The organism is Natronospira proteinivora (assembly GCF_024170465.1).
GTDB classification, from domain to species: domain Bacteria; phylum Pseudomonadota; class Gammaproteobacteria; order Natronospirales; family Natronospiraceae; genus Natronospira; species Natronospira proteinivora.
Map to the genome: position 1 here is coordinate 591,202 of NZ_JALJYF010000002.1, position 23,985 is coordinate 615,186.

Consider the following 23,985-nt stretch of genomic DNA (forward strand, 5'->3'; position numbering starts at 1 on the left):
GGTCCGTACGCGCTCGCAGCCCCACCCCGGCTTTCTCTCGCAAGGCGCGAGGAGCGCCGTGTAGCCACCGTGCTACATAAGCGAGTCGCAACGTAGTCGAGAGGAAGCTGGGGTGGGGCTGCGAGTGCGTACGGGCCTTGGCGAGTGGCCCTGACAGGGATGTCGCGCCCAGAGCGTCTCAGGGATGGATTCACAGCGTCCCTGGAAAATTCCACCATGTGATCAAGCCGTGAAGTTGAAACAGAAACCTACCCCATCAGCTGGCCATAGCTAGAACAGCCCAGACGCCTGCTAAGCAATAACACTTCGAATCTACCCAATGCGAACACGGTTCAAGGTTCTATTGGCTCAATGATCTAATGCTGTCAGGTTCAGAACCCTACGAGGCGATTTGGGCTTTGCCAGCTGGAGGGAGTGGACTGCTTTCAGGGCTTCACGGCTTGAGTCGTTGGTATTCCTTTTCAGGACCGCCGTGGACCCATCCCTGGGAGGCTTCGAAAAAATCATCCACGATTTTTACGATCCTGAAAAGGAATACCAACGACTCAATCCTCCCAGATTAAAGCAGTGAAGATGGTGAGCTGGCTTTGGCTTCGTTCGAACTGCCTCAGTAGGCACCTCCATCTTGCAGTAGTTTCGGTTCGGATTGACTTGCCAACGCGCTCCGATTGACTCATGACTGGCGGATGGCGCGGGCAGCGGCGAGGGCCTCTTCCCTGGAGGTCTTGTAGTCGATGATGGGCTCCGGGTAATCCCGGCCCAGCTGAATCCCGGCGGCCGCGAGGATGGCCGGGGCCGACGCCTGGGGGGTGTGGATGTCGCGGTCCGGCAACTCGGCCAGTTCGGGCACCCAGCGGCGGATATAGCGGCCCTGGGGATCGAAGCGCTTGCTCTGGGTCCAGGGATTGAAGATGCGGAAATAAGGCGCGGCATCGGCACCAGAGCCGGCCGACCATTGCCAGCCCATGCTGTTATTGGCCAGATCCGCATCCACCAGGGTGTCCCAGAACCAGCGGGCCCCTTCCTGCCAGGGGGCGCGGATATTCTTCACCAGCAGGGAGGCGGCGATCATGCGTACCCGGTTGTGCATATAGCCGGTGGCCCAGAGCTCGCGCATGCCGGCATCGACGATGGGAAAGCCCGTCTCGCCCCGCTGCCAGGCCCGCAACAGGGGCTGGTAACCCTCCCGCCAGGGGAAGCCCGCCCAGCGCTCGTATAGGGGCTCATCCGAGCTGTGGGGAAATTCGAACAAGACATGATGGGCGAACTCCCGCCAGGCCAGTTGGCGTAACCAGGCCTCGCCGCCCTCGCTCAGGCGGGCTTGTCCGGCCATTCGGGCCCGGGCGCGATGCCAGGCCTGGTGGGGGCTGATCTCGCCGAAATGCAGATGGGGGGAAAGCCGGGCCGTGTCCGACTCGGCGGGCAAATCACGGCCGTCCTTGTAAACCGCCATGGCGCCATCCAGGAAATGGTCCAGGGCCAGGGCGGCACCGGCTTCCCCCGGCTGCCATAGATCGTGCAGTTTGCGATCCCAGCGGGGCCGGAGCAGCAGGCCCAGCTCTGCCACGGTCTGCCTGGACGGCCATTGCCCGGGCGGTCGCAAAGTGGGCGGTTGGCGGAGAGGCTGGGGTGGATCCCCTTGCTTGGCCAGGGTCCGCCAGAAGGGAGTGAAGACCCGATAGGGCTCGCCCTTGCCGGTGCGCATCTCCCAAGGCTCACGCAATAGATGGGCGCGGAAACTTTTGGCGTTCACGCCTTGCTCACGCAAGGCGGCTTTAACGGACCGATCCCGCTCCACGATCAAGGGCTCGTAAAGGCGATTCCAGTAAACCCCCTCGGCACCGGTCTCATCAATCAATTCTCGCAGCAGGGAAAGACTGGACTGGCCCCGGCGAATGATCAGACGGCTTTGCTTGGCCGCCAGGTCCTGGGACAGGGCCTGGAGGCTTGCATGCAGCCACCAGCAACTGGCCCCACCCGGGGCCCATTGGGCCTCTTCTTCCGGGGCATGGAGATAGACCGGAATCACACGCTCGGCTTCTTCCACCGCCGCGCGCAATGCCGGATTGTCCGCCAGACGCAGATCCCGGCGGAACCAAAGGATGACTGTTTTCATATTCTGGTCCGTGCTTTTTGTTATTGTTGCCACTTCAACACCCTGTGGGATTTATTCCGGCAGGGCAAGCCGTGAAGTTGGGAGTTGAGCATGGGGAATCTGGGGCGCATCTTTCTGGCCGGCCTGGCCGCATTGGTGCCGGCGGTGGTCACCATATGGCTGGCCTTGTGGCTGATTTTCACTGCGGAAAGCGGTCTGGGCTGGCTGGTCCGATGGGTCATTCCGGATGAGTATTACATGCCGGGTACCGGTGTGGTGCTGGCCATCCTACTGGTATTCGCCGTGGGGCTGCTCACCCGCACTGAACCTATTCGTCAGCTGTTTGGCCTGGGCGGAGCGATCATGGATCGCATCCCTTTGGTGAAGACAGTCTACGGAGCCTTCCGGGATCTGATGCAATTCATCGCCGGCGACCGCAAAACCCAATTCAACAAGGTGGTCATGGTTCAACCAAGCCCGGACCCTGACGTTGAATTGATCGGTTTTGTTACCCGGGAGGATTTCAGTGGCTTGCCGGACGGCATCGGCGGCGAGGACCGCGTCGCGGTCTACATGCCCATGAGTTACCAAGTGGGGGGCTACACCTTGTTTCTGCCGAGGGAGCGGGTTCGTCCGGTGGATATCTCCATGGAAGACGCCATGCGCATGGCGCTCACCGCCGGTATGTCCGTGAAAAAAGACGATCTGGGTTAAGACAGGGTCATGCGATCATTACTGAAATCATTGGGACGCCATTTTCTTCTGGGCCTGATCACCCTGCTGCCACTGGGTCTGATCCTTTATGTCCTGGCCCTGTTTCTGCGGGCGGCCGAGTCCATCATGGGCGGGCTGCTGGCGGACTGGCTGCCGCCAGGCTGGTACTGGCCGGGCATGGGACTGCTCAGCGGGCTGTTGCTGATTCTCTTGGCGGGGGTGCTGGCGGCTAGCTGGGTGGGGCCCTTGATGGGCCGTTGGGTCGGCCGCCGCGTTAGCCGCCTGCCGCTGCTGGGCAGGGTCTATACCACTCTGCACCGCTTTTTTTCCCGTCTGGGCTCGGATACGCCGGCCGGGTTCAGGGAGGTGGTCTTCGTGCCGCTGCAGGAAGGCGGTGGCCGAATCGGCCTGATCGTGGACCGACAGCCATTGCGCTACGGCGCCGATGGCCGGGCCCTGGTCCCGGTCTATTTCCCCAAGCCCTTCCAGCCCGGCGGTGATTTCGAACTGGTCCCGGCGGACCGCCTGGAACACTGCAAACTCTCCGTGGACGAGGCCCTGGGCCTGGTCCTCACCGGGGGCCTGGCCAGAGACTGAGGGCTGGCGCCCCTCCCATGGGCACAGCGAGCATTACCCGGATTCCGGAGTATCGGGTTTGCGCGGACGCCGCGGGCCACGCCGGGGTCGGCGACCCGGCCCGCGGCGGGCGGAACGGGGCAGGCGGTCACCGGTTTCCCGGGCCACCCAGCGCAGGATTTGACGCACCCGCGGGGAGCTCAGGTCCCAGGCCTCTTCCAGGGTTACCCAGCGATATTCATTGTGTTCCGGACAACCCAGCTCCGGCACCACAGGCAGATCCACCTTCTCGGTGGCGGTCCGGGCCAGATAGTAGCGAGCAATCTTGCCGCGATTATAAGGACCGGTTTCCCGGTATTGCTCCCCCCAATGGAAATCCAGCTCCGTGATGGTGGTTTCCTCCTCCACCTCACGGATGGCCGCCTCCAGCGGGGTTTCGCCTTCCTCAACCTTGCCCTTGGGAAAATCCCAGTGGTTCCAGGCACGCAACAGCAGATATCGGCGACCGGCATCGGTTTCCCGAATGATGACGATGCCGGCGGAAAGTGGATCACCCAATGTAGTCATGGCCCCAGTATAGCGCCGATGGTCCCCGGATTGTCGCCGATGGGCCGCTTCAAGCTTATTCCTCCCGCAACACGATCAGGGGAGAACGAGTCACCACACGACGACTAGCGAACCAGCCCGCAATCGCCAGCAGCAGCGCGCCTATCAGCATGACACCCGGAATCAGCCACAAAGGAGGCTGGTAGTCGATCTCGAAGACCTGCCAGGCCAGCAACCAGCCGGCCACTGTTGCCCCCAGCCCCGCCAGCAAGCCCGCCAGGGCCCCGGCGGCGCCAAACTCGGTGGCGACCATGGCATAGACATGACGCTTGCGCCCGCCAAGCGCACGCAGCAAGGCGCTTTCAAAGCGGCGCTGATCCCGGGAAGCCTGTACCGCAGCGAACAACACGGTCAACCCGGCCAGCAGGGTGAACAGAAACACGTATTCCACCGCCAGCGACGCCCGGTCAATGATGCTGCGGACCTGGTTCAGGATGCTCTCCACATCAATGATGGTGACACTGGGATAGGCCCGCACCAGATCCACCAGCTCGGTGCGAGCCTCGGATGGAATATGAACCGCGCTGATGAAGGTGGCCGCACTCTCGGAGAGCACATCCGGTGGTGTCAGGAGAAAGAAATTGGTATTGAAGGAATCCCAGCGCACGCTACGCAGATTGTGAATGGTGAAGGTCTGCTCACGGCCGCCAATACGATAGCTCAGGCGATCCCCCAGCTCTACGCCCAGGGCTTCGGCGATGTCGGCTTCCAGGGAGATCAAGGGCTCACCGTGTTGGGACTCATCCCACCAATCCCCCTGGACCACGCGATTGTCCTCCTCCAGTTCGGCGGCCCAACTGAGATTGGCATCCCGCTGGACAAAACGCTCGCCCCGCTGGCCGGGTAAATCGTACTCATCCACATCCATCTCGTTGATGGCCACCAGACGACCACGAACCAGGGCATTGAAACGAACCTCGTCGACACCCAGGGCCTGGAGTTCCTCGCGGATGCCGTCCCGTTCTCCGGGCTGGATATTAATCAGGAAATGATTGGGTGCATCCTCGGGCACGGTGGCCCGCCAACCATCCAGCAGATCCGCCCGGACGATGGTCAGCAAGGTGAGCACCATCAGACCCAGGCCAAAGGCCGTCATCATGGCCAGGCTGCGGCCTGGGTAGCGGGCCAGATTGCCCAGGCCCTGGCGCCAGGCACTGCCCATGCGCCCGCCCAGGCGCCGCAACAGGGTGACCAGAATCCATCCCCCGCCCAGCAACATGGCCAGGGTGGTCGCCCCGCCCAGAAGCACGGTAACCGCCAGTAGGGGATCCCGGGCCTGCCCGATCACCAAGCTGGCGATGGCGGCGATGGCCAGACCATAGACCAGAACACTGCTGGGCTGCGGCGGCCCCAGTTCCCGGCGCAGCACCCGGGCCGGGGGCGTCCGGCGCAAACGCAATAGCGGTGGCAGGGCAAAGCCCGCCAGCAGAATCAGGGCCGTGCCCAGGCCGGTGGCCACCGGCGCCCAGGGTTGGGCGGCAGGCAGGCTTTCGCCGAACAGGGTACCGAGGATGTGCACCAGGCCCCACTGGGCCAGCCAACCGACAGCAATACCCAGGACCGCCCCCAGCAGGCCGATACCAATCAACTGGGAGATGTACAGGGTCATGATTCGGGACTGACCCGTACCCAGGGTCTTCATGATGGCCACCGCGTCCAGGCGACGGCGGGCCCATTCCCGCGCCGAAAGCGCCACCGCCACCGCGGCCACCAGCACACTGACCAGGGCCGCCAGACCCAGGAACTGCTCGGCTCGCTGGATGGCTGCCCCGATCTGCTGTTGGCTGCTGCCCACATCCCGCAGTTGCTGCCCCTCACTGAGCTGTCCCTCAGCCCAGTCTCGCCAATCCCCCACCGGACCCCGATCGCCGGCCACCAGCAGGCGGTGGGTCATGCGGCTGCCCGGGCGCAGCAGCTCGGTGGCCGAGAGGGCATCGATATGAATCAGAACCGCCGGGGCCACATCGGCAAAGCCGATCCCTTGATCCGGCAGGGAGGCCACCACCCGGGTCACCGGGAAAGTGGTCTCGCCGATTTCAATCTCGTCACCCAGTGACAAGTCCAGGCGGGCCATGGCCCGCGCATCCACCCAGGCCTCGCCGGGCGCCACGAATTCATTGGTGTCACGGGCCGGCTCAAAGGGGGCATCGCTGACCTGGATTCGCCCGCGCAGGGGATAAGCCGGCTCAACGGCCCGCAAATCCACCAGTTGGGTGGCGGCATCGCTGGCCACCACGGTAGGCAGGGTAATGGTGCGGGCCGTGCTCAGGCCCCGCTCGATGGCAGCGGCTTCGAACTGCTCGGGCAGAACGTCACGATCACTGAGTACCACATCGGCCGCCAGGGCTTCGGCCGCCCGACGCTCCATGGCCGCGCCCACCCGGTCGGTGAAAAAGCCCACCGCGGTAATCGCGGTGACGGCAATCACCAAAGCCAGCAGCAGGACCGCCAGTTCACCGCCCCGCCATTCCCGCCGCAGCAGACGCAGACCCAGCAATGCCGCACTGCCCTCGCGGCGACCGCTCACGCGGGCACCCCGGCATCCAGCAAACGGCCATCTTCCAGGGCCACCCGATGATGGCAACGCTCAGCCAGGCGCTCATCATGGGTGACCAGCACCAGGGTGGTGCCATCAGCCTCGTTCATCTCGAAAATCAGGTCACGAATCTTCTCGCCCGTCCGATTATCCAGGTTGCCGGTGGGTTCGTCGGCAAACAGCAGGCGGGGCGCCGTGGCGAAAGCCCGGGCAATGGCCACCCGTTGCTGCTCACCGCCGGACAGTTGCCGGGGATAATGATCGGCCCGGGCCGACAGACCCACCCGGTCCAGGGCCGAGCGGGCTCGTTCCCGGGGCCGGGCCTGACTGTTGAGTTCAATCGGCAACATGACATTTTCCAACGCGGTCAGACCGGGCAGGAGGTGAAAAGCCTGAAAGACGAAACCCAATTGCCGGGCCCGAATCGCCGCCCGGCCATCTTCATCCAGCTCGGTAATACAATCACCGCCCAGCTCGATTCGCCCCCGGGTGGGCAGATCCAGCCCCGCCAACAGGCCGAGCAAGGTACTTTTGCCCGACCCTGAGGCACCAACAATGGCCAGACTGTCACCGGCCGGCACGCTCAGGCTGACATTATCCACAATGGTCAGCGACCCACCGGGACTGCTAACCTCTTTGCTCACTCCCACCGCCCGGAGGACGGTCATGCCGCGATTACTTTCGCTCATTACTGCAGCTCTCCTGCTGTTTGTGGCCCTGCCCGCCCCGTCTGCCACGGCATCGGAGGGGCCGATTCTGGTGATCGGCGACAGTCTGAGCGCCGATTACGGTTTCGATCGTGGCAGCGGCTGGGTCAGCCTGCTGGAAGACCGTCTGCGTGAACAGGACCATGATCGCATGGTTATCAATGCGGCGATCAGTGGTGACACCACCCGCAGTGGTCGTGCCCGCCTGCCCGAGGCCCTGTCGGAGTACGAACCGGCCATCGTGATCATCCAACTGGGCGGCAACGACGGCCTCCGGGGCCTGCCCATCGAGGAAGCCCGAAGCAATCTCGACACCATGATCGAAACCGCCCTGGCGGCCGAAGCCCGGGTCATCCTGGTGGGGGTGCGCATGCCCCCCAACTATGGACGGCGGTATACCGAAGCGTTCGCGCAAATGTATCAGGACTTGGCCGAACACCATGATATCGTCTTGGTGCCCCGCGTGCTGGAGGGTGTTGCCGAGCGGGAAGACCTGATGCAATCGGATGGCATTCACCCCACCGCCGAAGCCCAGCCCATCATCCTGGACAATATCTGGTCGGCCCTGAAAGGGCTGCTCACCGACCCAAGCTGACACCCCCGCCTCGAGCCAGCCCGGCTGGCTGCCCCGGCTCGCACCATGGTTGTGAGCCATGGGCGCCCGTGGGCTGAAAATTTAACTGGACTTAAATTATACAAATATTATACCCTTCGTACACTTTCTTGGCACTGACCCTCCCCGAGGGCGAGGCAAACCATGCGCATCGCGGTGATTGGCGGCGGTATATCCGGTCTGGGCAGCGCTTGGTTACTGACTCGGGATCATGAGGTGACGCTCTACGAGGCAGGACCACGGGCCGGTGGGCACAGCAACACCGTGAGCGTCAAAGAGGCCGGCCGAGATATTCCCGTGGATACCGGATTCATCGTCTTCAATGAACGCAACTATCCCCATCTTTGCGCTCTGTTCAGGACCCTGGACGTGGCCAGCCATGACAGCGATATGTCCTTTTCCGCCTCCCTGGGGCAGGGCCGGCTGGAATACGCCGGAGACAATCTACTGAAGCTATTCGCCCAGCCGGCCAACCTGCTGCGACCCAGCCATTGGCGGATGTTGCGCGAGATCCTTCGCTTCAACCGAACCGCGTTGGACTGGCTGGCCCAATCGCCGGGAGAAGACAAGCCGCTGGGCGAGTTCCTGCGCCAGCATGATTTTGCCCGGGAACTGAGTGAGCGCTATCTGCTGCCCATGGCGGCGGCCATCTGGTCGGCCCCCATGAGCCGGATACGAGATTTTCCGGCCAGTCGCTTTCTCCGTTTTTTTCGCAATCACGGTCTGCTGCAAGTGAGTGAGCGGCCCCAGTGGAAAACGGTGGCGGGGGGCAGTCAGTACTACGTGGAGAAAATCGTGAAGGCCTTGGGCAAAGACATTCTGCTGGATACTACGGTTAAATCGATTGAACGCAGCCCCCGGGGGGTTGTGGTACGGGATCATCGCGGTGGCGAGGCAGAGTTCGACCAGGTCATCCTGGCCAGTCACGCCGACCAAAGCCTGTCCATGCTCAGTGATGCGGATGCCGAGGAATACGGAATCCTCTCGGCTTTTCAATTCCAGCCCAACAAGGCCTATCTGCACAGTGACTCGGCGCTCATGCCTCGGCGACGACGGGTCTGGGCTTCATGGAATTACCTGGCTGAGTCGTCCGTTGACGGTGAACAGCGGGTGTCTGTCAGTTATTGGATGAATCGATTGCAGGCACTGAATAGTCAGCGAAACTACTTCGTCACTCTGAATCCACCACGGCCACCGTCCCGCGGCTTGACCTGGTATGAATGCGATTATGACCACCCCGTCTTTGATCAAAAGGCGGTGGCCGCACAGGAGCGACTGGGCGAGATTCAAGGGCGGGGCGGTATCTGGTACGCCGGTGCCTGGACCGCCTATGGCTTTCACGAGGACGGATTCCGCTCCGCACTTGATGTGGTCAATGCAATGGGGGTCAAGGCACCCTGGCAAGCCACCACCCATGAGCAAACACCCGCCGATACGGCCCCGACCCCACCGGTAATGGCGAAGGAGGCCTGAGATGCTTGCCTCCAGCCTCTATCCGGGACGAGTCATGCACCGACGCAAAGTGCCCCGGGCCTACCGCTTCAACTATTCGGTGTTCGGCCTGCTCATCGATATCGATGAGCTGAACGCCATTGAAAGCCATTGCCGGCTCTTTTCCCGCAACCGCTTCAACTTGATCGCTTTTCATGACCGGGATTTTGGCCCTCGGGATGGCAGCGATCTGCGTCACTGGGCAGAGGCAAGCCTGGGGCGCGCTGGTCTCAAACCCAGCGGCGGCCCGATCCGGGTTCTGTGTTTTCCCCGGGTGCTGGGCTATGGCTTCAACCCCCTGTCCGCCTGGTTCTGCCACAGGGACGATGACTCGATTCAGGCGGTCATTCTGGAAGTGCGTAATACCTTCGGGGAAAAGCATCAATACGTGATCAACGCCGATGAGCATTCCGACTTCGCCTGGCCTCATCATTGGTCGGCCGACAAGGCTTTTCATGTGTCCCCTTTTATTGGCCCTGAAGCCCACTACCGCTTTTTCCTGCAGCCGCCGGGCGAACAATTTCTCTTGCGCATCGAGGAAAGCTGGGACAGCCCGGACAGTGATGACGCCCCCCAGATGCTTGCCAGCTGGTCGGGAAAACGCCGCCCCCTGAATGACCGCGGCCTTTTGACCATGTCCCTGAAAGTGCCGTTTCAGGGACTCAAGATCATCGCCCTGATTCACTGGCATGCCCTGAAGCTGTGGCTTCGGGGTGTGCCCTTTCATTCCAAGCCGCGTCCCCCGGAGAAGGAGGTATCGGCCACATGTCCGCAAGATACGAACTACAAAAGATGAAGGGTGCCCGTCTCGGCCTGCCCCTGAAATTATTGCTGCGCGCGGCACGGCATCTGCGCCATGGCAGCCTGGAGATCCACATCCCGGGCCATCCTCCCCAGCTGTTCTCGGGAACGGAGGATGGACCTCACGGGGTACTCCAGATTCAGGATCCATCCTTTCTCAAAAGGCTGTTGAAACGGGGGGATATGGGCTTTGCCGAGGGCTATATGGCGGGCGAATGGAACACGCCGGATCTGGCGACACTGCTCAAATGCCTGGATCGAAACCTGGATGGCTTCGGGGTCCTGGAGCGAGGACGGATCATGCTCCGCTGGCTCAAGGTGCTCAAGCAGCGGGTTCTGCTTCGCAATAACCGCAGCGGCAGCCGGCGAAACATTGCCTATCACTATGACCTGGGTAACGACTTCTACCGTCTGTGGCTGGATCCAAGCATGACCTATTCAGCGGCCAATTTTACCGACGCCAGGCAGGACCTGAACGCGGCGCAGGCGAGAAAATACGAGCGCCTGCTGGATCTTTGCGGGGCCACCGAGAGTGATCATATTCTCGAGATCGGCTGTGGCTGGGGTGGATTCGCCCTGCATGCGGCCCGGGAACGAGGCTGCCGGGTCACCGGCCTGACCCTGTCCCGGGAGCAACAGGCCTGGGCCCGGGAAAAGGTCCGTGAGGCCGGCCTTGAGCATAGAATCGAGATTCGCCTTCAGGACTACCGGGATGTGAGTGAGACGTTTGATCACATCGTCTCCATCGAAATGTTCGAGGCGGTGGGGGAAGCCTATTGGCCGGTCTATTTTCAAACCGTGCATGACCGGCTCAAGCCCGGTGGTCGGGCGGCCCTGCAGGTCATCACCATTGATGATTCCGAGTTCGAACGCTATCGGCGGGATGTGGACTTTATCCGTCAATACATCTTCCCAGGCGGCATTCTGCCCTCTGTCTCGGTGTTTGAACAGCAATGCCGACAGGCCGGTCTGAGCCTGTCCCACCGTGAGTTCCATGGAAGCGATTATGCTCACACCCTGGCCTGCTGGGCCCAGCGCTTCAAACAGGCCGAATCATCCGTGAAGGCCCAGGGGTTCGACGAGCGTTTTATACGCATGTGGCATTACTACCTGGCCTATTGCGAGGCGGGCTTTCGTAACGGTCGCATCGATCTCATGCAGACCGTGTTGCAGTCCCGTCTTCGATGAGGGCAGGCAGGGCCCGCAAATTGCGAATCACCGGGACGGGACTATCGACGCCCCGGTCGCCGATGCGATCCAGCAGCACCGCGGCACAACCGGCCCTGCGCGCACCGGCCACATCCCGGAGCGGGTCGTCACCCACATGGAGTATCTCTGCCGGGGCCAGATCCAGACGCCGGGCCGCATGGTGGAACATCCGGGGGTCGGGTTTCGCTGCACCGGCTTCAATGGCCGAGATACCAAAGCGGAACCAGGGGGCCAGACCGGTGAGCGCGAGGTCCGCATTGCCATTACTGAGGGCAACCAGGGTATGACGCTCTGCCAACGATGAGATGACTTCAGCCACATCCTCATACCACTGAACTCGATTGCGGGCTTCAAAAAAGATCTGAAAGGCGGGCTCGGCCAGGTCCTCATCCACACCGGCCTGACGGCAGGCCAGGCGCAATGACAGACGACGCATCAAGCTGAGGTCGTGAGCCTGTTCCGGGTGTGCTTCCGCCACCGCGAGACGGAGCCGGCGCAGGCCTTCCACATCAAAACAACGGGCCACGGGGGGACCGTGACGAAGAAACCAGGCATGGACCGCCTGCTCGGCCGTTTCAATGACCGGTGCCACTGGCCACAAGGTGTCGTCCAGGTCAAAGCTGATGGCGCGAATCTGAGTCATGGTTGCTAGGTACTCGGCAATTGTCGGCCTGTAACAGGGATGTATAATATAAGATTAAGATAATTAACAATGGATAATAAGATACATTTTCTTCACCCAAGGGGTTAGACACAGGATGGCAAATTCCTCCAATGAATTGGTCCCGATCCGAACCGTTTCTCAGATGACCGGCGTTAACCCCGTCACCCTGAGGGCCTGGGAACGTCGCTACGGCCTGATCAAACCCCAACGGACCCCGAAAGGACACCGTCTTTACAGTCGCGATGACATTGAGTTGATTCATCGGGTGCTGGGCCTGCTGGACCGGGGCATGTCTATTGGCCAAGTCCGCCATGCCCTTGAGAACGCCAGTGAGGAGCCGGTGAGCGAAGACCAGACCAACAACTGGGAACGCTATCGCAAACAAATGCTGGCAGCCATCCACCGTTTTGACGAATCGGCCCTGGACGAGACCTACAATGAGACCTTGGCCCTGTATCCGGTCAATGTGGTGACTCGCCGGCTGGTGGTTCCGCTACTGCAGGAAATTGGTCGCCGCTGGGAAAGCGGGGAAGGCACGGTGGCCGAAGAACACTTCTTCGGGGCCTATCTTCGCAACAAGCTGGGCGCCCGTTTTCACCATCGGCCCAAGCACGCCCGGGGGCAACGGCTAATCATGGCCTGCCTGCCCGATCAATATCATGAAATCGGCCTGCTGCTGTTCGCCCTGGCAGCCAGCAGCCGGAATTTCGACATTGTTCTGCTGGGCGCCAACCTGCCCCTGGAGGAACTACCCCAGGCCTGTGAACAAGCCCAGGCGGATGGGGTGGTCCTGTCGGGATCCAGCCTGCCCATGGAGCCCGAGCTTCGCGCGTCCCTGGCCAGGCAGGTGAAACGGATGACGGTGCCGGTGTTCGTGGGTGGCAAGGGTCCGGCCCAGGACAGCGAGGCCATTCGAACCATGGGGGCAACGCCCCTGGGGGAAGATATCGACCTTGGTTTGAAGCAGCTGAGTGAAACCCTGGAGCGGGCACCCGGCGCCGGACTACCAAGACGCCTGAACCGGGGCGGCCGTGCCTGAGCCACCATCAGCACCGTGCTTGCCCCTGTCGGGGTCCCGATGCTATACCTAAGCCCCTGAAACATCTGCCGTCCCCTACTGACTGCATGGGTAAATCACATCCCGCCGCCTGATTTAACTTAAGCCGCGCAAACCTGGCTGCGGCGGGACCAGCACAATCCGAGGAGAGAAAGCGTGGTGGATAAGATCTGGCTCAAACAATATCCGGAAGGCGTTCCCGAACAGGCGGATGTTGACGCCTATCAGTCAATCAAGGAGATCTTCGAGGAAAGCGTACAGAAATACCGAGACCTCCCGGCCTTTGAGAATATGGGGGCCAATCTCACCTACGCCGAACTCGACCAGAAAAGCCGTTATTTTGCAGCCTATTTGCAGAAGGTGTTGGGCCTGCAAAAAGGGGACCCGGTGGCGGTGATGATGCCCAATTGCCTGCAATACCCCGTGGCCCTGTTCGGCATTCTCCGGGCGGGGCTGACCGTGGTGAATGTCAATCCGCTGTACACGGCCCGGGAACTGGAACATCAGCTCACCGATTCCGGCGCCAAGGCCATCGTCATCGTGGAAAATTTCTGCAGCACGCTGGAGCAGGTGCTGGACAAGACCGATGTACGCACCGTGCTCACTACCCGCCTGGGTGACATGCTGGGTTTTCCCAAGTCGTCGCTGGTGAACTTCGTGGTCAAGCACGTGAAAAAGATGGTGCCGGACTGGGATATTCCCTCGGCCCAGACTTTCGAGCGGGCCCTGTCTGAGGGCAAATGGCAGAACCTGGACGACGTGGAGCTAACGCGGGACGATGTGGCCTTTCTGCAATACACTGGTGGCACCACTGGCCTGGCCAAGGGTGCGGTACTGACCCATGGCAACATGGTGGCCAATATGCAGCAGGCGGCGGCCTGGCTGGGCAATGAGATCGAGGAAGGCCGGGAGATCGTGGTGACGGCGCTGCCGCTCTACCATATCTTCTCACTGACGGCGAACTGCATGGTGTTCATGCGAACCGGTGGCAAAAATCTGTTAATCACCAATCCCCGGGATATTCCCACTTTCATCAAGACCATCCGCAAGTCCGGCTTTACCGCCATTACCGGGGTCAACACCCTGTTCAATGCGCTGCTCAATCATCCCAATATCGATCAAGTGGACTTCAGAAAACTGAAGCTGGCACTGGGTGGCGGCATGGCGGTTCAACGCTCGGTGGCCGAACGCTGGAAAAAGGCAACCGGTGTTCCGCTACTTGAAGCCTACGGCCTGACGGAAACGTCCCCCGCCGTGACCATCAACCCGCTGAACTTGAAGGAATTCAACGGCAGCATTGGCTTGCCCATTCCCAATACGGAAGTGGTGATTCTCGATGAAGATGATAAGCCAGTCGCCATCGGGGAAACCGGGGAGTTGGCGGTGCGCGGTCCCCAAGTGATGCGGGAGTATCTTAATCAAGCGGAGGAGACCAAGAAGGTCTTCACCGAAGACGGTTTTTTCAAGACCGGGGATGTGGGTAAATTTGACGAAGAGGGCTTTGTCTATATCGTTGATCGCAAGAAGGACATGATCAATGTATCCGGCTTCAACGTCTATCCCAATGAGATTGAAGATGTGGTTTCGGAAATGGACGAGGTGCTGGAAGTGGCGGCAATCGGTATCCCCGATGAAAAATCCGGCGAGGTGGTGAAACTCTGGGTGGTGAAGAAGGACCAGTCTGTCACCGAGGAGCAGATCATCGAGTATTGCCGCAAATACCTGACGGCCTACAAGGTGCCCAAGAAGGTGGCGTTCACCGATGAACTGCCCAAGACCAATGTGGGGAAGATTCTCCGCCGGGCACTGCGGGATGAAGACCCGGATGCGAAAGACGACTGATACAAGAATTGACAGCGTAAACTAGAAAGGGGGCTCATTGAGCCCCCTTTTTCCTTCCCGTTAAGCATCGATTTCCGGGGATGTGAACTGGCTTTGGCTTCGTTCGGGCTGCCCAAGTAGTTAATCCTAGAGTAGATGAGCGGCGGCCTCTCTTGATGGGAAATGGCAACGTTTCTTTGGGCGTTCAAAGCACCTCGCAGAAGTGGCCTTGCTCTTAAACCTTCAACCGCTGCCCTGGTGGTACTGGGGGCTGAGGCGAACCACCGCATCGATCATGGCGCCGGCATGCTCCGGCGGGATCTGGGGGGTGATGCCGTGGCCCAGGTTGAAGATATGGCCGCTGCCGTGGCCGTAGCTGGACAGGATCTCGGCTACTGCTTCCCGGATGCGGGCCGGTGAAGCATTCAAAGCGGCCGGATCCAGATTGCCTTGCAGGGCCACCTTGTCGCCCACCCGGCGCCGGGCCTCGCCAATGTCCACCGTCCAGTCCAGACCCAGGGCATCACAACCGGTTTCGGCCATGGCCTCCAGCCAAGGGGAGCCGCCTTTGGTGAACAGAATCACCGGCACCCGGCGCCCGTCCTGCTCGCGGATCAGGTTTTCCAGAATCCGGGTCATGGGCTCCAGGGAGAAGCGACGGTAATGGGTCGGCGTCAGCACACCACCCCATGTGTCAAAGATCTGGATGGCCTGGGCACCGGCCCGAATCTGAGCATTGAGGTAATCGCTGATACTGGCCACCAGATGGTCCATCAGACGATCCAGGCTGTCCGGATCTTCCCAGGCCATCCCCTTGATGCGGGCAAAGTCCTTGGAGGCTCCGCCTTCCACCATGTAAGTGGCCAGGGTCCAGGGACTGCCACTGAAACCGATCAGGGGCACGCGGCCATCAAGCGCTTTCCGGATCCGGCGGACCGCCTCGGGGACATAGCCCAGTTCGTCCTCGATATCCGGCCGTGGTAAAGCGTCCACGTCCCGAGCCGAAGCAATGGTGCGCTCAAACTTCGGCCCCTCACCTTTCACGAAATAAAGACCCAGGCCCATGGCATCGGGGATGGTGAGGATGTCGGAAAACAAGATGGCCGCATCCAGGGGAAAACGCTCCAGGGGTTGCAAGGTGACCTCGCAGGCCATATCCGGATTCTGCATCAGCTTGACGAAGCTTCCGGCTCGTTCCCGGGTGGCGCGGTACTCAGGCAAATAGCGGCCTGCCTGTCGCATCATCCAGACCGGGGTACGGTCCACCGGCTGCCTTAGCAGGGCCTTCAACAATCGATCGTTCTGCAGTTCGCTGCTCATTGTTCGAATACCTGACGAATACTGTCCTGAATGGCTTGGGCGGCGACCCGGGGATCATCGGCCTTGCGTATAGGTCGGCCCACCACGATGTAATCCGCCCCGTTGTTGAAGGCTTCTTCTACGGTGACCACTCGCTTCTGGTCATCCCCGCCGCGATTGTCCACTGGGCGGATACCGGGGGTGATCACCAGTAATCGTTCATCCACTGCTTCCCGCATGCGGGCCACTTCCATGCCTGAAGCCACCACACCATCGCAGCCAGCCTCCAGGGCTCGCCTGGCCCGAGACAGGACCAGTTCTTCCACATCACAATCGAAGCCCATGTCCTCCAGGTCGCCACGATCCAGACTGGTCAGCGCGGTTACCGCCAACACCTTGAGGTGACCGGAGCGGGCCTCGGCGGCGGCCTCCATGATGCTTTGGTTGCCGTGAATGGTGCAGAAATGCGCGCCCCGCTTGGATAGCTGACGCACCGCAGCCGCCACCGTGGCGGGTACATCGAAAAACTTCAGATCCACGAAGACTTTCCGGTCCCGGGCAAGCAGCCAGTCCAGAAACTCGAAAAAGCCATCGGCCATGAACAGTTCCAAACCGATCTTGTAGAAGCGAACACTGTCATCCAGTTGCGTGACCAAGTCCCGGGCTGCCTCGGTATCGGCGACATCCAGGGCAAAGATCAGACGCTCTTTGGGGGGAATGGCTTTATGCTTGAACACGGAGGTCTCCTCACCATTGATTCGGCCTATTGTACTGGAGAGAAGGATTTCCGGCTAAGGTGGCGGCCCTCAAGGACTGGATGCCTGAAGGACAGCCTCCAGGCTCTCGGTCGGCACGTCTGTCACCAGCTCGGCCCGACCCAGGCCCCTCAACAGCACCAGACGCAAACCTTCACGGGTAGCCTTTTTGTCACGGGCCATCCACTCCAGCCAGGTCCTGGTATCCAAGGCCGGTGGCGTTACCGGCAGATGAAGCTGGCGCAGCAGTGCCAGGCCGCGCTCATGGTCCCCTTGGCTGATTCTCTCCAGGCGGCAGGACAAGGCGAGTGCCTGGGCCATGCCCGCGGCCACCGCCTCGCCATGCAACCACTCACCATAGCCGCAGGCGCCTTCAATGGCGTGGCCAAAGGTATGCCCGAAATTGAGGATCGCCCGCCGCCCCTGCTCGGTTTCATCTTCGGCCACCACCCGGGCCTTGATGGCACAGCAACGAGTGACGGTTTCGGCGATGGTATCGGCATCCCGAGCATTGAGGGCCGGAATTCGGCCTTCCAGCCAGGCAAGGAAATCCACATCGGCAATGAAGCCGTATTTCACCACTTCGGCCAGCCCGGCCCGGTACTCCCGCTCAGGTAGCGTCGACAGCACTGTGCTGTCGGCAATGACAGCGCGGGGCTGATGGAAGGCCCCAATCAGATTCTTGCCGCTGGTATGGTTGATGGCGGTCTTGCCCCCCACGGAGGAATCCACCTGGGCCAGCAGAGTGGTGGGCAATTGGTAGAAGGCGATGCCCCGTTGCCAGCAGGCGGCGGCAAAACCGCTCAGATCTCCGATCACGCCGCCGCCCAGGGCGACAATGGCACCATCCCGGCCGATGCCGGCTTCAGCCAGACTGTCAAAGAGGCTGTCCAGGGTCTTCATGGATTTCTGGGCTTCCCCCGGCGGCAGAACACGAATCCCTTGCAAGCGGGGCCCCAGGGCTGATTCCACGGGAGCCAGATAGTGTTCGGCCACATGGCTGTCGGTTACCAGCAGCAAGGCCGGGGCATCAATCCACCGGGAAAGCTGTTCCGGCTGATTCAGCAGACCCGGCCCTACATGAATGGGATAGCGGCGCTCGGCCAGTTCCACATGGAGGGTCTGCATGAGAGGAATTACTCGAGGGGCTGAAGATCGGCACTGAGCCGACGCATCACCTGTTTCACCGACTGGCCGTCGGTATCCACGGTGAAGTCGGCCAGTTCCTGATAGTAAGGTTCTCGCTCGGCGGCCAGGTCTCGCAGCCGCTGCTCCGGGTTGTCCGTATGCAGCATGGGCCGGTCATGACGGGACTGACGGGTTCGGGCCAGCTGGTAATCCAGACTGGTGCGCAGATAAATCACATAGCCTCGTTCACGCAGCAGGCGACGGTTCTCCTCGGTCACCACCGTGCCACCGCCGGTGGCAATCACGGCACGGTCCAGCTCGCTAAGCGCCGCCACCGCATCGGTCTCCCGCTTGCGAAAACCCGCCTCACCCTCGAAATCGAAGATGGTGGCAATATCTACCCCGGTACGCTCCCGCAGGTACTCATCGGTATCCCGAAACTCATAGCCCAGGGACCGGGCCAACTCCCGCCCAATGGACGACTTGCCGGCCCCCATGGGGCCGATCAAAAAAATGCGGGTGGGGATGGGCATATCCCGGCTCCCAGAATCTATCAATAAGAATTGCCCTGGACTAAAAGGCTGAAATGGCCCGGAAGCCCGAAAGGGCCTCCGGACTCAAAGGACTTAGCTCTCACTTCCGCAGACGGTGACCTCGTGTGCTGCAAGAGAACCAGCACTACAGCTATTCCCAGGCGTGGTGACCTGAATCACGCCAATCTCGCATTCCTCCAGATCCTCTTCGCCCGACTCGGTAACATTGAAAGACAGTTCAATGGGCCCATCAATATTGGTATTCCCAATTGTAATACTGTCTTCTCCCAAGACTTCACCGTAGCCGGGGGCAAAACTCACCTCCGTCCCATTCGGCAAGGGCTGCCCATTGATATCGGACACGGAAAACTCGAAGGGCCCACTTCCCACGGTAAAGGCATCGTCAGCATCAATCTGCGGATTCAGATTATCTGCCAGAACCATGACACCGGAACGGCCAACCGGCGCATTCTCTGAACCGCAATAATCATTCTTAAATTGCTCACGATCTCCATCGTCCTCAATACCGGCACCACAAAGGGCGCCGTCCCAAACCCCATTGGGCTCGGACCAAAAACCAGTCTGGTAATAATCCCAGAAAAAGCTGTCAGCTCCCGGGTCGAAACTGCCGCTTTCATTGTCATCGCGGTAGGGCTCACCCGTGTCAACCCAGCCTACATCCTCATCCACATCCGGGTTATTGAAATCATAATCATCCTCGGAAGGCCCGAAGCCGGCTTCTTCTTCACCGAACAAGCCATCGCCGGTGCGATCCCGAAAACTTTCCTCGCCCTGCATATAGGCCAATACCGTGGAACGACTCGGCATGGGTGCCTGGCTGGTCCAGGTCACAGAGCAGCTACCATCTTCCAATTGGCAGCTGGAATCGATCCGACCACCCTCGGTGGAGAAATGGACAATGGTGCCATCCACCACCGGATTGGAGAAGCGGTCACGAGCGTGGAAGCTGACCTCCACTTCTTCACCAACACAGCCGGCCACGGGCGGGTTAAGGGTTTCAAAGGCAATCGAAACCCCCTGCTCTTCAGCAATGCCGGTGCTCACCGTCACCGCGGAGGATTGCGAAGCAACCTGGGTCTCCACCACCCGCGCATTGACATGCACCGGCGTTGCCGCCGTACCGGACATCAGGTTGACCGTCGCCTGTCCGGCGCTATCAGTCACCGTTTCCTCGGCCGATAGCTCAAGGCCACCTACTGTGGTGCTCAGCCAAAACTCCACAGCCGTATCGGGCATCGGATTGCCGTTGGCGTCCTCAACCAAGAAGGTCACCGCCGAGTTCTCAGGGATCCCCATATTGCCCATGCCCTTCAAACCGATGAAGTCCGGGTCGGCCTCCACAAAGATCAGGGTGCCGAGTGAAGCGGATTCTATATTGAGGGTGGCATTGGCACTGAGGGTTGTTTCGGCGCCTTCGGCCCCGGTGGAAACCGCTCGAGCGGTCAACACATCTTCACCAAAGCAACCCTGGGCCTGATAGGTAGCCGAAAACTCCCCGTTGTCGTTCACCGGTACTGGGCTATTGATGGCAGCCTCATCATTGCTCAGGCAAGATGAAGAAAACTCGACCTGCCAATCACGATCGGTAGCCGGCTCGCCATCCTCATCCAGGACCCGGCCATAGACACCCGTAGAACCACCGGAAGCGATGGTGGCAAGGCCCATACCCAGAACACCATCCTGGAAATCATCCCCTTCGCCACTACCGAACATGAACGGTGTGTCCTCATTGTCACCGTTACCAACATCACCGTTGTCGTCACCATTTCCGTTATCATCGCCCCCGTTATCGGTACCGCCGCCGGGGTTAATGATGGTGTTTTCGTCACCACAGGCCACTAGCAGCAAGGAGACGGACAGAATCATTGCCAGTATGAGTCGGATATTCATCGTCTTAACTCCCCAATAATGTCGTCGTCCGGTAACGGGCGGCTCCATGAGCAAAAAGCGGCCACTCGGTGATAGACCGAGTGGCCGTTTACGGCCTTCATACCAGTTCAGTCAGTGCTTCAATCAATACGGGCGTCATCTTTCAGCAGCTTCGGTGTCACAAATACGAGAAGCTCCGCCTTGCTGGCACTGCGCGTAGTGGAACGGAACAGCATGCCCAGACCCGGAATATCGCCCAAAAGCGGCACACGGGATTCACCTTCCTGGCGCTGGGTTTCATAGATGCCCCCCAGAACCACGGTCTCGCCGTTATTCACGGCCGCCTGGGTTCGGACCACCCGGGTATCGATACTGGGCACGAAACCACCGGTGGCACTGGGCACTTCCTCACCAATGGTGTCATTACTGACTTCCAGATCCATGATGATGCGCTCATCCGGTGTAATCTGCGGGGTCACGGTGAGGGACAATACCGCTTCCTTGAACTCGGTGGTCACCGCGCCAGCCCCAGTGCCGGCCTGGGCAGACTGATAGGGGATTTCCACACCCTGGGAAATCTCCGCTTCCTTTTGATCGGCGGTAATCACCCGTGGGCTGGAAATCACCTCACCACGCCCCTGAGATTGCAGGGCGGAAAGCTCCAAATCCACCAGGTAATCCGAATCCAGAATGGCCATGGAAAAACGCCCGGCCGGTGCGGTGACCGGCAGGTTTACATTGAGCCGATCATCCAGGTTTGGGGTATCCACTGGCAGCGGGCCGCCGCCACCCTGGATGTTATTGATACCGGAGCGAACCATCACATCACTGCCGGCCGCCGAACCGGTCACGGCCATCAACCCGTCATCACCCCGTTCCCGAGCATGCGTAGCACCGAAACGGGCCCCCAACTCTCGGTTGAAATCACTGGTGGCCACGACGATCCGGGATTCAATCAGAACCTGGCGAACCGGGATATCCAGGCGGTTCACCATGCGGCGGACATCTTCCAGCCGCTCATCGGTGTCCTGCAACAACAAGGTATTGGTACGATCATCCACCGCCACATTGCCCCGATCGGAGAGCATCTGGGAACTGTCGGAACGAATCAGCCCCGCCAGATCCGCGGCACGGGCATAATTGACCTGAATGAACTCCGAACGCAGGGGAATCAATTCCTCACGGGCCTGACGGGCCTGCAACTCCTCCTGCTCACGCTGAGCAATCTCCTGGGCCGGCGCCACCAGAATCACATTGCCGCTCTGACGGGTATCCAGACCCTGGGTCTGAAGGATGATATCCAGAGCCTGGTCCCAAGGCACGTTCTGCAGACGCAGGGTGACGTTGCCGGTCACGCTGTCACTGACAACGATATTGAGGTCGGTGAAATCGGCGATCAGCTGCAATACCGCCCGGGTTTCAATGTCCTGGAAGTTCAGCGTCAGCCGCTCACCCTCATACTCCTGCTCACGCCGTTCCTCCACTTCCCGTTCGGTCAATGGCCGGAATTCCAGGGCGAACTGATTCTCCGACTGGTAGGCCAGTTGTTCATAGTCGCCCTCGGTACGGATCTCCATTTCCACCCCGTCATCGCTACGGCGGGTATCAATGGTTTTCACCGGGGTGGCGAAATCAAGCACGTCCAAACGCCGTTCAAGCTCGCGGGCAAGATCGGCATTCTGGAAGGTCACCACCACCCGCTCACGACTTTCGTCGATATCAATCGGGGTCCGCTCGTCACTGAGCTCCACCAGAACCCGGCCTTCCCCCTGTTCACCACGACGAAAATCGATGTCGCGGATACTGGAGGGCTCGGCAGGGCGTTCGGCATCCTCGTCCAGCTCGAAGGGCGCAGCGGCAGGACGATCCGGTGCGGCCAGTTGATCACTGCCCCTGGCATCGCCCACACGAATATGAATGTCGTTGCCTTCGGTGTGAACATCGTATCCCTGAGAGCTGGAAAGCCCGATCACCACACGCGTCCGATCCTGAGCTTCGGCCAGCTGCAGATTCCGCACCGCCCCCACGCCAATATCGTGGCGGCGATCGCGTATTCCTAGGCGAGTATTGGCCAGGTCAAGAACAATTCGGGCCGGCTCATCAATGGTGAAGGCCTGGGGTTCCGGTGCCGGCTCACTCAGCCGCAGACGGATTTCCACCCGATCTCCCGGGAGGGTGGAAACACTCACGTCTTCCAGGCGATTCTGACCACTGCCGGACTGCTGGGCGGCGGCCTGGCCGAACATGACCAATAGCGCCAGTCCCAGGAGGGCGACGAGGCTGTGTTTAGCAATTTTGCGTTGAATCCCCATGATCTTTCTCTCCTGTCCCGTCATTCGCTGAGGCTGATGCGGCTTTCACGTTCATTCCAGCCGCCGCCACCGTCCGGAACCAATTCTTTCAATGTCACTCGAGTTTCATTGATGGAAACGATTTCGCCATGGTTCTGGCCAATGTGATTGCCAATGGTCACCCGATGGACCGTGCCTTCAGGGTCCTGAATAATGGCAAACAACGATCCCGCCATTTCCAAAGTCCCCTGCATGCGCAGACTGTCCAGGGGATACTGCTCCAGATATTCCTGGCGTCGATCAAAATCGGGGGTCGGCCCGTCGCCATCCGCCACATCGGTTTCCGGGCGAAGCCTGGCATCCGGCTCGAAGGGGGAACGCTCCCCCATCACGCTGTAACTGAAACCCTCATAGGTCTCAATCTGCGGAATGGGGTCAATCTCCCCGCCGGGGCGTGCATTCACGTCGTCGATATAGTCTTCCAGGTCACTCATGTCCTGCTCACAGGCCACCAACAACAGGGCTGAACAAGCCAAAAGCAGGGCATGAGCGGGGCGTAGGGGTCGCTTGGGTATGGCTGTCATGATCAGTTATCCCCCTCGTCTTCACCCAGGTAGCGGTAGGTCTTGGCCACCAGCTCTACCCGCAGCTCTCCGTCTTCGGGCCGGATATTGAAGTCATGCAGGGTGACGATCCGCGGCAGACGGGCCACATCATCAGTGAACTGACCGAAATCGTGATAACTGCCGTAAAGCCGCATCCGATATGGCAGCTCAGCGTAGAAATCCCGCTCGATTTCGCCGGTAGGCTCGAAGACATCGGACTCCAGCCCATTGGCTGCGGCCGTCTCGGAGATATCCGTGAGCAGCGCCGGTACCTCGGCTTCTCCCGGTAACTGCTGCAGCATGGTGCCGAAGGACTCCCGCATTTCTTCCAGTTGTGCCCTGTAATCATCCAGATTAGCGGCCCGCTCCTGACGGGATTCAAACTGCGATCGGAGATCCTGCTCCCGATTCTCCAGAGACTCCAGCTGTTCCATCTGATCCTTGACCAGAAAGAAATACCCCCCGGCCAGTACAGCGGCGATGATCACAAGCACCAGAGCCAGGCGTCCCGCCACCGGCCACTCGGCCATATCGGCGAAATCAATATCCCGGAGATCGGAGAGCTCTATCTCATTGAGTTTTTTCAGATCCATA

21 protein-coding genes are annotated in these 23,985 nt (G+C 60.4%); 8 read left to right on the forward strand and 13 right to left on the reverse strand.

Going from position 1 to position 23,985, the window contains the following annotated elements:
* Positions 1 to 673: 673 nt before the first annotated feature.
* The gene (locus tag J2T60_RS09825) at positions 674 to 2,116 is read right to left on the reverse strand and encodes a cryptochrome/photolyase family protein (RefSeq protein ID WP_253449197.1); all 1,443 of its coding nucleotides are present in this window, start codon (positions 2,114 to 2,116) and stop codon (positions 674 to 676) included.
* 90 nt (positions 2,117 to 2,206) lie between these two features.
* On the opposite strand from J2T60_RS09825, the gene J2T60_RS09830 reads away from it, so the two are divergent.
* Positions 2,207 to 2,809, forward strand: coding sequence for a DUF502 domain-containing protein (locus tag J2T60_RS09830; protein ID WP_253449201.1), 603 nt, complete (start codon positions 2,207 to 2,209; stop codon positions 2,807 to 2,809).
* A gap of 9 nt (positions 2,810 to 2,818) precedes the next feature.
* Positions 2,819 to 3,406 (forward strand): DUF502 domain-containing protein, encoded by a 588-nt coding sequence (locus tag J2T60_RS09835; RefSeq protein ID WP_253449204.1) that lies wholly within the window; start codon positions 2,819 to 2,821, stop codon positions 3,404 to 3,406.
* Positions 3,407 to 3,439: 33 nt separating this feature from the next.
* Here the strand turns inward: J2T60_RS09835 and J2T60_RS09840 are convergent, their stop codons facing one another.
* The 3 genes from J2T60_RS09840 to J2T60_RS09850 are packed head-to-tail and all read right to left on the reverse strand — an operon-like array spanning position 3,440 to position 7,216.
* Complete coding sequence (locus J2T60_RS09840) at positions 3,440 to 3,952, reverse strand: NUDIX domain-containing protein (RefSeq protein ID WP_253449207.1); 513 nt, start codon at positions 3,950 to 3,952, stop codon at positions 3,440 to 3,442.
* Between the two features lie 55 nt (positions 3,953 to 4,007).
* On the reverse strand, positions 4,008 to 6,518 hold the full coding sequence (locus J2T60_RS13420; protein WP_253449209.1) for an ABC transporter permease: 2,511 nt from the start codon (positions 6,516 to 6,518) through the stop codon (positions 4,008 to 4,010).
* A complete protein-coding gene (locus J2T60_RS09850; RefSeq protein ID WP_253449212.1) occupies positions 6,515 to 7,216 on the reverse strand; it encodes an ABC transporter ATP-binding protein in 702 nt (233 codons plus the stop codon). The genes J2T60_RS13420 and J2T60_RS09850 overlap by 4 nt, the downstream gene beginning before the upstream one ends.
* Here J2T60_RS09850 and J2T60_RS09855 point away from each other — a divergent pair.
* From J2T60_RS09855 to J2T60_RS09870, 4 genes are all read left to right on the forward strand, one after another.
* A complete protein-coding gene (locus J2T60_RS09855; RefSeq protein WP_253449215.1) occupies positions 7,194 to 7,829 on the forward strand; it encodes an arylesterase in 636 nt (211 codons plus the stop codon). The two genes, J2T60_RS09850 and J2T60_RS09855, sit on opposite strands and share 23 nt — an antisense overlap.
* A 162-nt stretch (positions 7,830 to 7,991) precedes the next feature.
* Complete coding sequence (locus J2T60_RS09860; RefSeq protein WP_253449218.1) at positions 7,992 to 9,320, forward strand: NAD(P)/FAD-dependent oxidoreductase; 1,329 nt, start codon at positions 7,992 to 7,994, stop codon at positions 9,318 to 9,320.
* 1 nt (position 9,321) lies between these two features.
* Positions 9,322 to 10,134 carry a DUF1365 domain-containing protein gene (locus tag J2T60_RS09865; protein WP_253449235.1) on the forward strand — a complete coding sequence of 271 codons (813 nt, stop codon included), beginning with the start codon at positions 9,322 to 9,324 and terminating at the stop codon, positions 10,132 to 10,134.
* Entirely contained in the window at positions 10,104 to 11,327 is a 1,224-nt protein-coding gene (locus tag J2T60_RS09870; protein ID WP_253449238.1) for an SAM-dependent methyltransferase, read from the forward strand. The genes J2T60_RS09865 and J2T60_RS09870 overlap by 31 nt, the downstream gene beginning before the upstream one ends.
* Here the strand turns inward: J2T60_RS09870 and J2T60_RS09875 are convergent.
* The gene (locus J2T60_RS09875) at positions 11,293 to 11,991 is read right to left on the reverse strand and encodes an HAD-IA family hydrolase (RefSeq protein WP_253449241.1); all 699 of its coding nucleotides are present in this window, start codon (positions 11,989 to 11,991) and stop codon (positions 11,293 to 11,295) included. The genes J2T60_RS09870 and J2T60_RS09875 overlap by 35 nt on opposite strands.
* Positions 11,992 to 12,106: 115 nt before the next feature.
* Here J2T60_RS09875 and J2T60_RS09880 point away from each other — a divergent pair, with 115 nt between their 5' ends.
* Together J2T60_RS09880 and J2T60_RS09885 are read left to right on the forward strand one after the other, a co-directional pair.
* Positions 12,107 to 13,051, forward strand: coding sequence for a MerR family transcriptional regulator (locus J2T60_RS09880; protein WP_253449244.1), 945 nt, complete (start codon positions 12,107 to 12,109; stop codon positions 13,049 to 13,051).
* Between the two features lie 177 nt (positions 13,052 to 13,228).
* Positions 13,229 to 14,911, forward strand: a complete 1,683-nt coding sequence (locus J2T60_RS09885; protein WP_366518316.1) for an AMP-binding protein — start codon at positions 13,229 to 13,231, stop codon at positions 14,909 to 14,911.
* 222 nt (positions 14,912 to 15,133) lie between these two features.
* On the opposite strand, the gene hemE is transcribed toward J2T60_RS09885, so the two are convergent.
* From hemE to J2T60_RS09925, 8 genes are all read right to left on the reverse strand, one after another.
* Positions 15,134 to 16,210: a uroporphyrinogen decarboxylase gene (gene hemE, locus J2T60_RS09890; RefSeq protein WP_253449250.1), complete on the reverse strand. Its 1,077-nt coding sequence runs from the start codon at positions 16,208 to 16,210 to the stop codon at positions 15,134 to 15,136.
* Positions 16,207 to 16,926: an orotidine-5'-phosphate decarboxylase gene (gene pyrF, locus J2T60_RS09895; RefSeq protein ID WP_253449253.1), complete on the reverse strand. Its 720-nt coding sequence runs from the start codon at positions 16,924 to 16,926 to the stop codon at positions 16,207 to 16,209. The genes hemE and pyrF overlap by 4 nt, the downstream gene beginning before the upstream one ends.
* Before the next feature lie 69 nt (positions 16,927 to 16,995).
* Positions 16,996 to 18,072, reverse strand: a complete 1,077-nt coding sequence (aroB, locus tag J2T60_RS09900) for a 3-dehydroquinate synthase (protein ID WP_253449256.1) — start codon at positions 18,070 to 18,072, stop codon at positions 16,996 to 16,998.
* Between the two features lie 8 nt (positions 18,073 to 18,080).
* Positions 18,081 to 18,605 (reverse strand): shikimate kinase, encoded by a 525-nt coding sequence (locus tag J2T60_RS09905; protein WP_253449259.1) that lies wholly within the window; start codon positions 18,603 to 18,605, stop codon positions 18,081 to 18,083.
* A gap of 93 nt (positions 18,606 to 18,698) precedes the next feature.
* Positions 18,699 to 20,516: an Ig-like domain-containing protein gene (locus J2T60_RS09910; RefSeq protein ID WP_253449263.1), complete on the reverse strand. Its 1,818-nt coding sequence runs from the start codon at positions 20,514 to 20,516 to the stop codon at positions 18,699 to 18,701.
* Between the two features lie 119 nt (positions 20,517 to 20,635).
* Positions 20,636 to 22,807 (reverse strand): type IV pilus secretin PilQ, encoded by a 2,172-nt coding sequence (locus J2T60_RS09915; RefSeq protein ID WP_253449267.1) that lies wholly within the window; start codon positions 22,805 to 22,807, stop codon positions 20,636 to 20,638.
* Between the two features lie 20 nt (positions 22,808 to 22,827).
* A complete protein-coding gene (locus J2T60_RS09920; protein ID WP_253449270.1) occupies positions 22,828 to 23,370 on the reverse strand; it encodes a pilus assembly protein PilP in 543 nt (180 codons plus the stop codon).
* A 2-nt stretch (positions 23,371 to 23,372) separates the two neighbouring features.
* Entirely contained in the window at positions 23,373 to 23,984 is a 612-nt protein-coding gene (locus J2T60_RS09925) for a type IV pilus inner membrane component PilO (protein WP_253449273.1), read from the reverse strand.
* Position 23,985 lies beyond the last annotated feature (1 nt).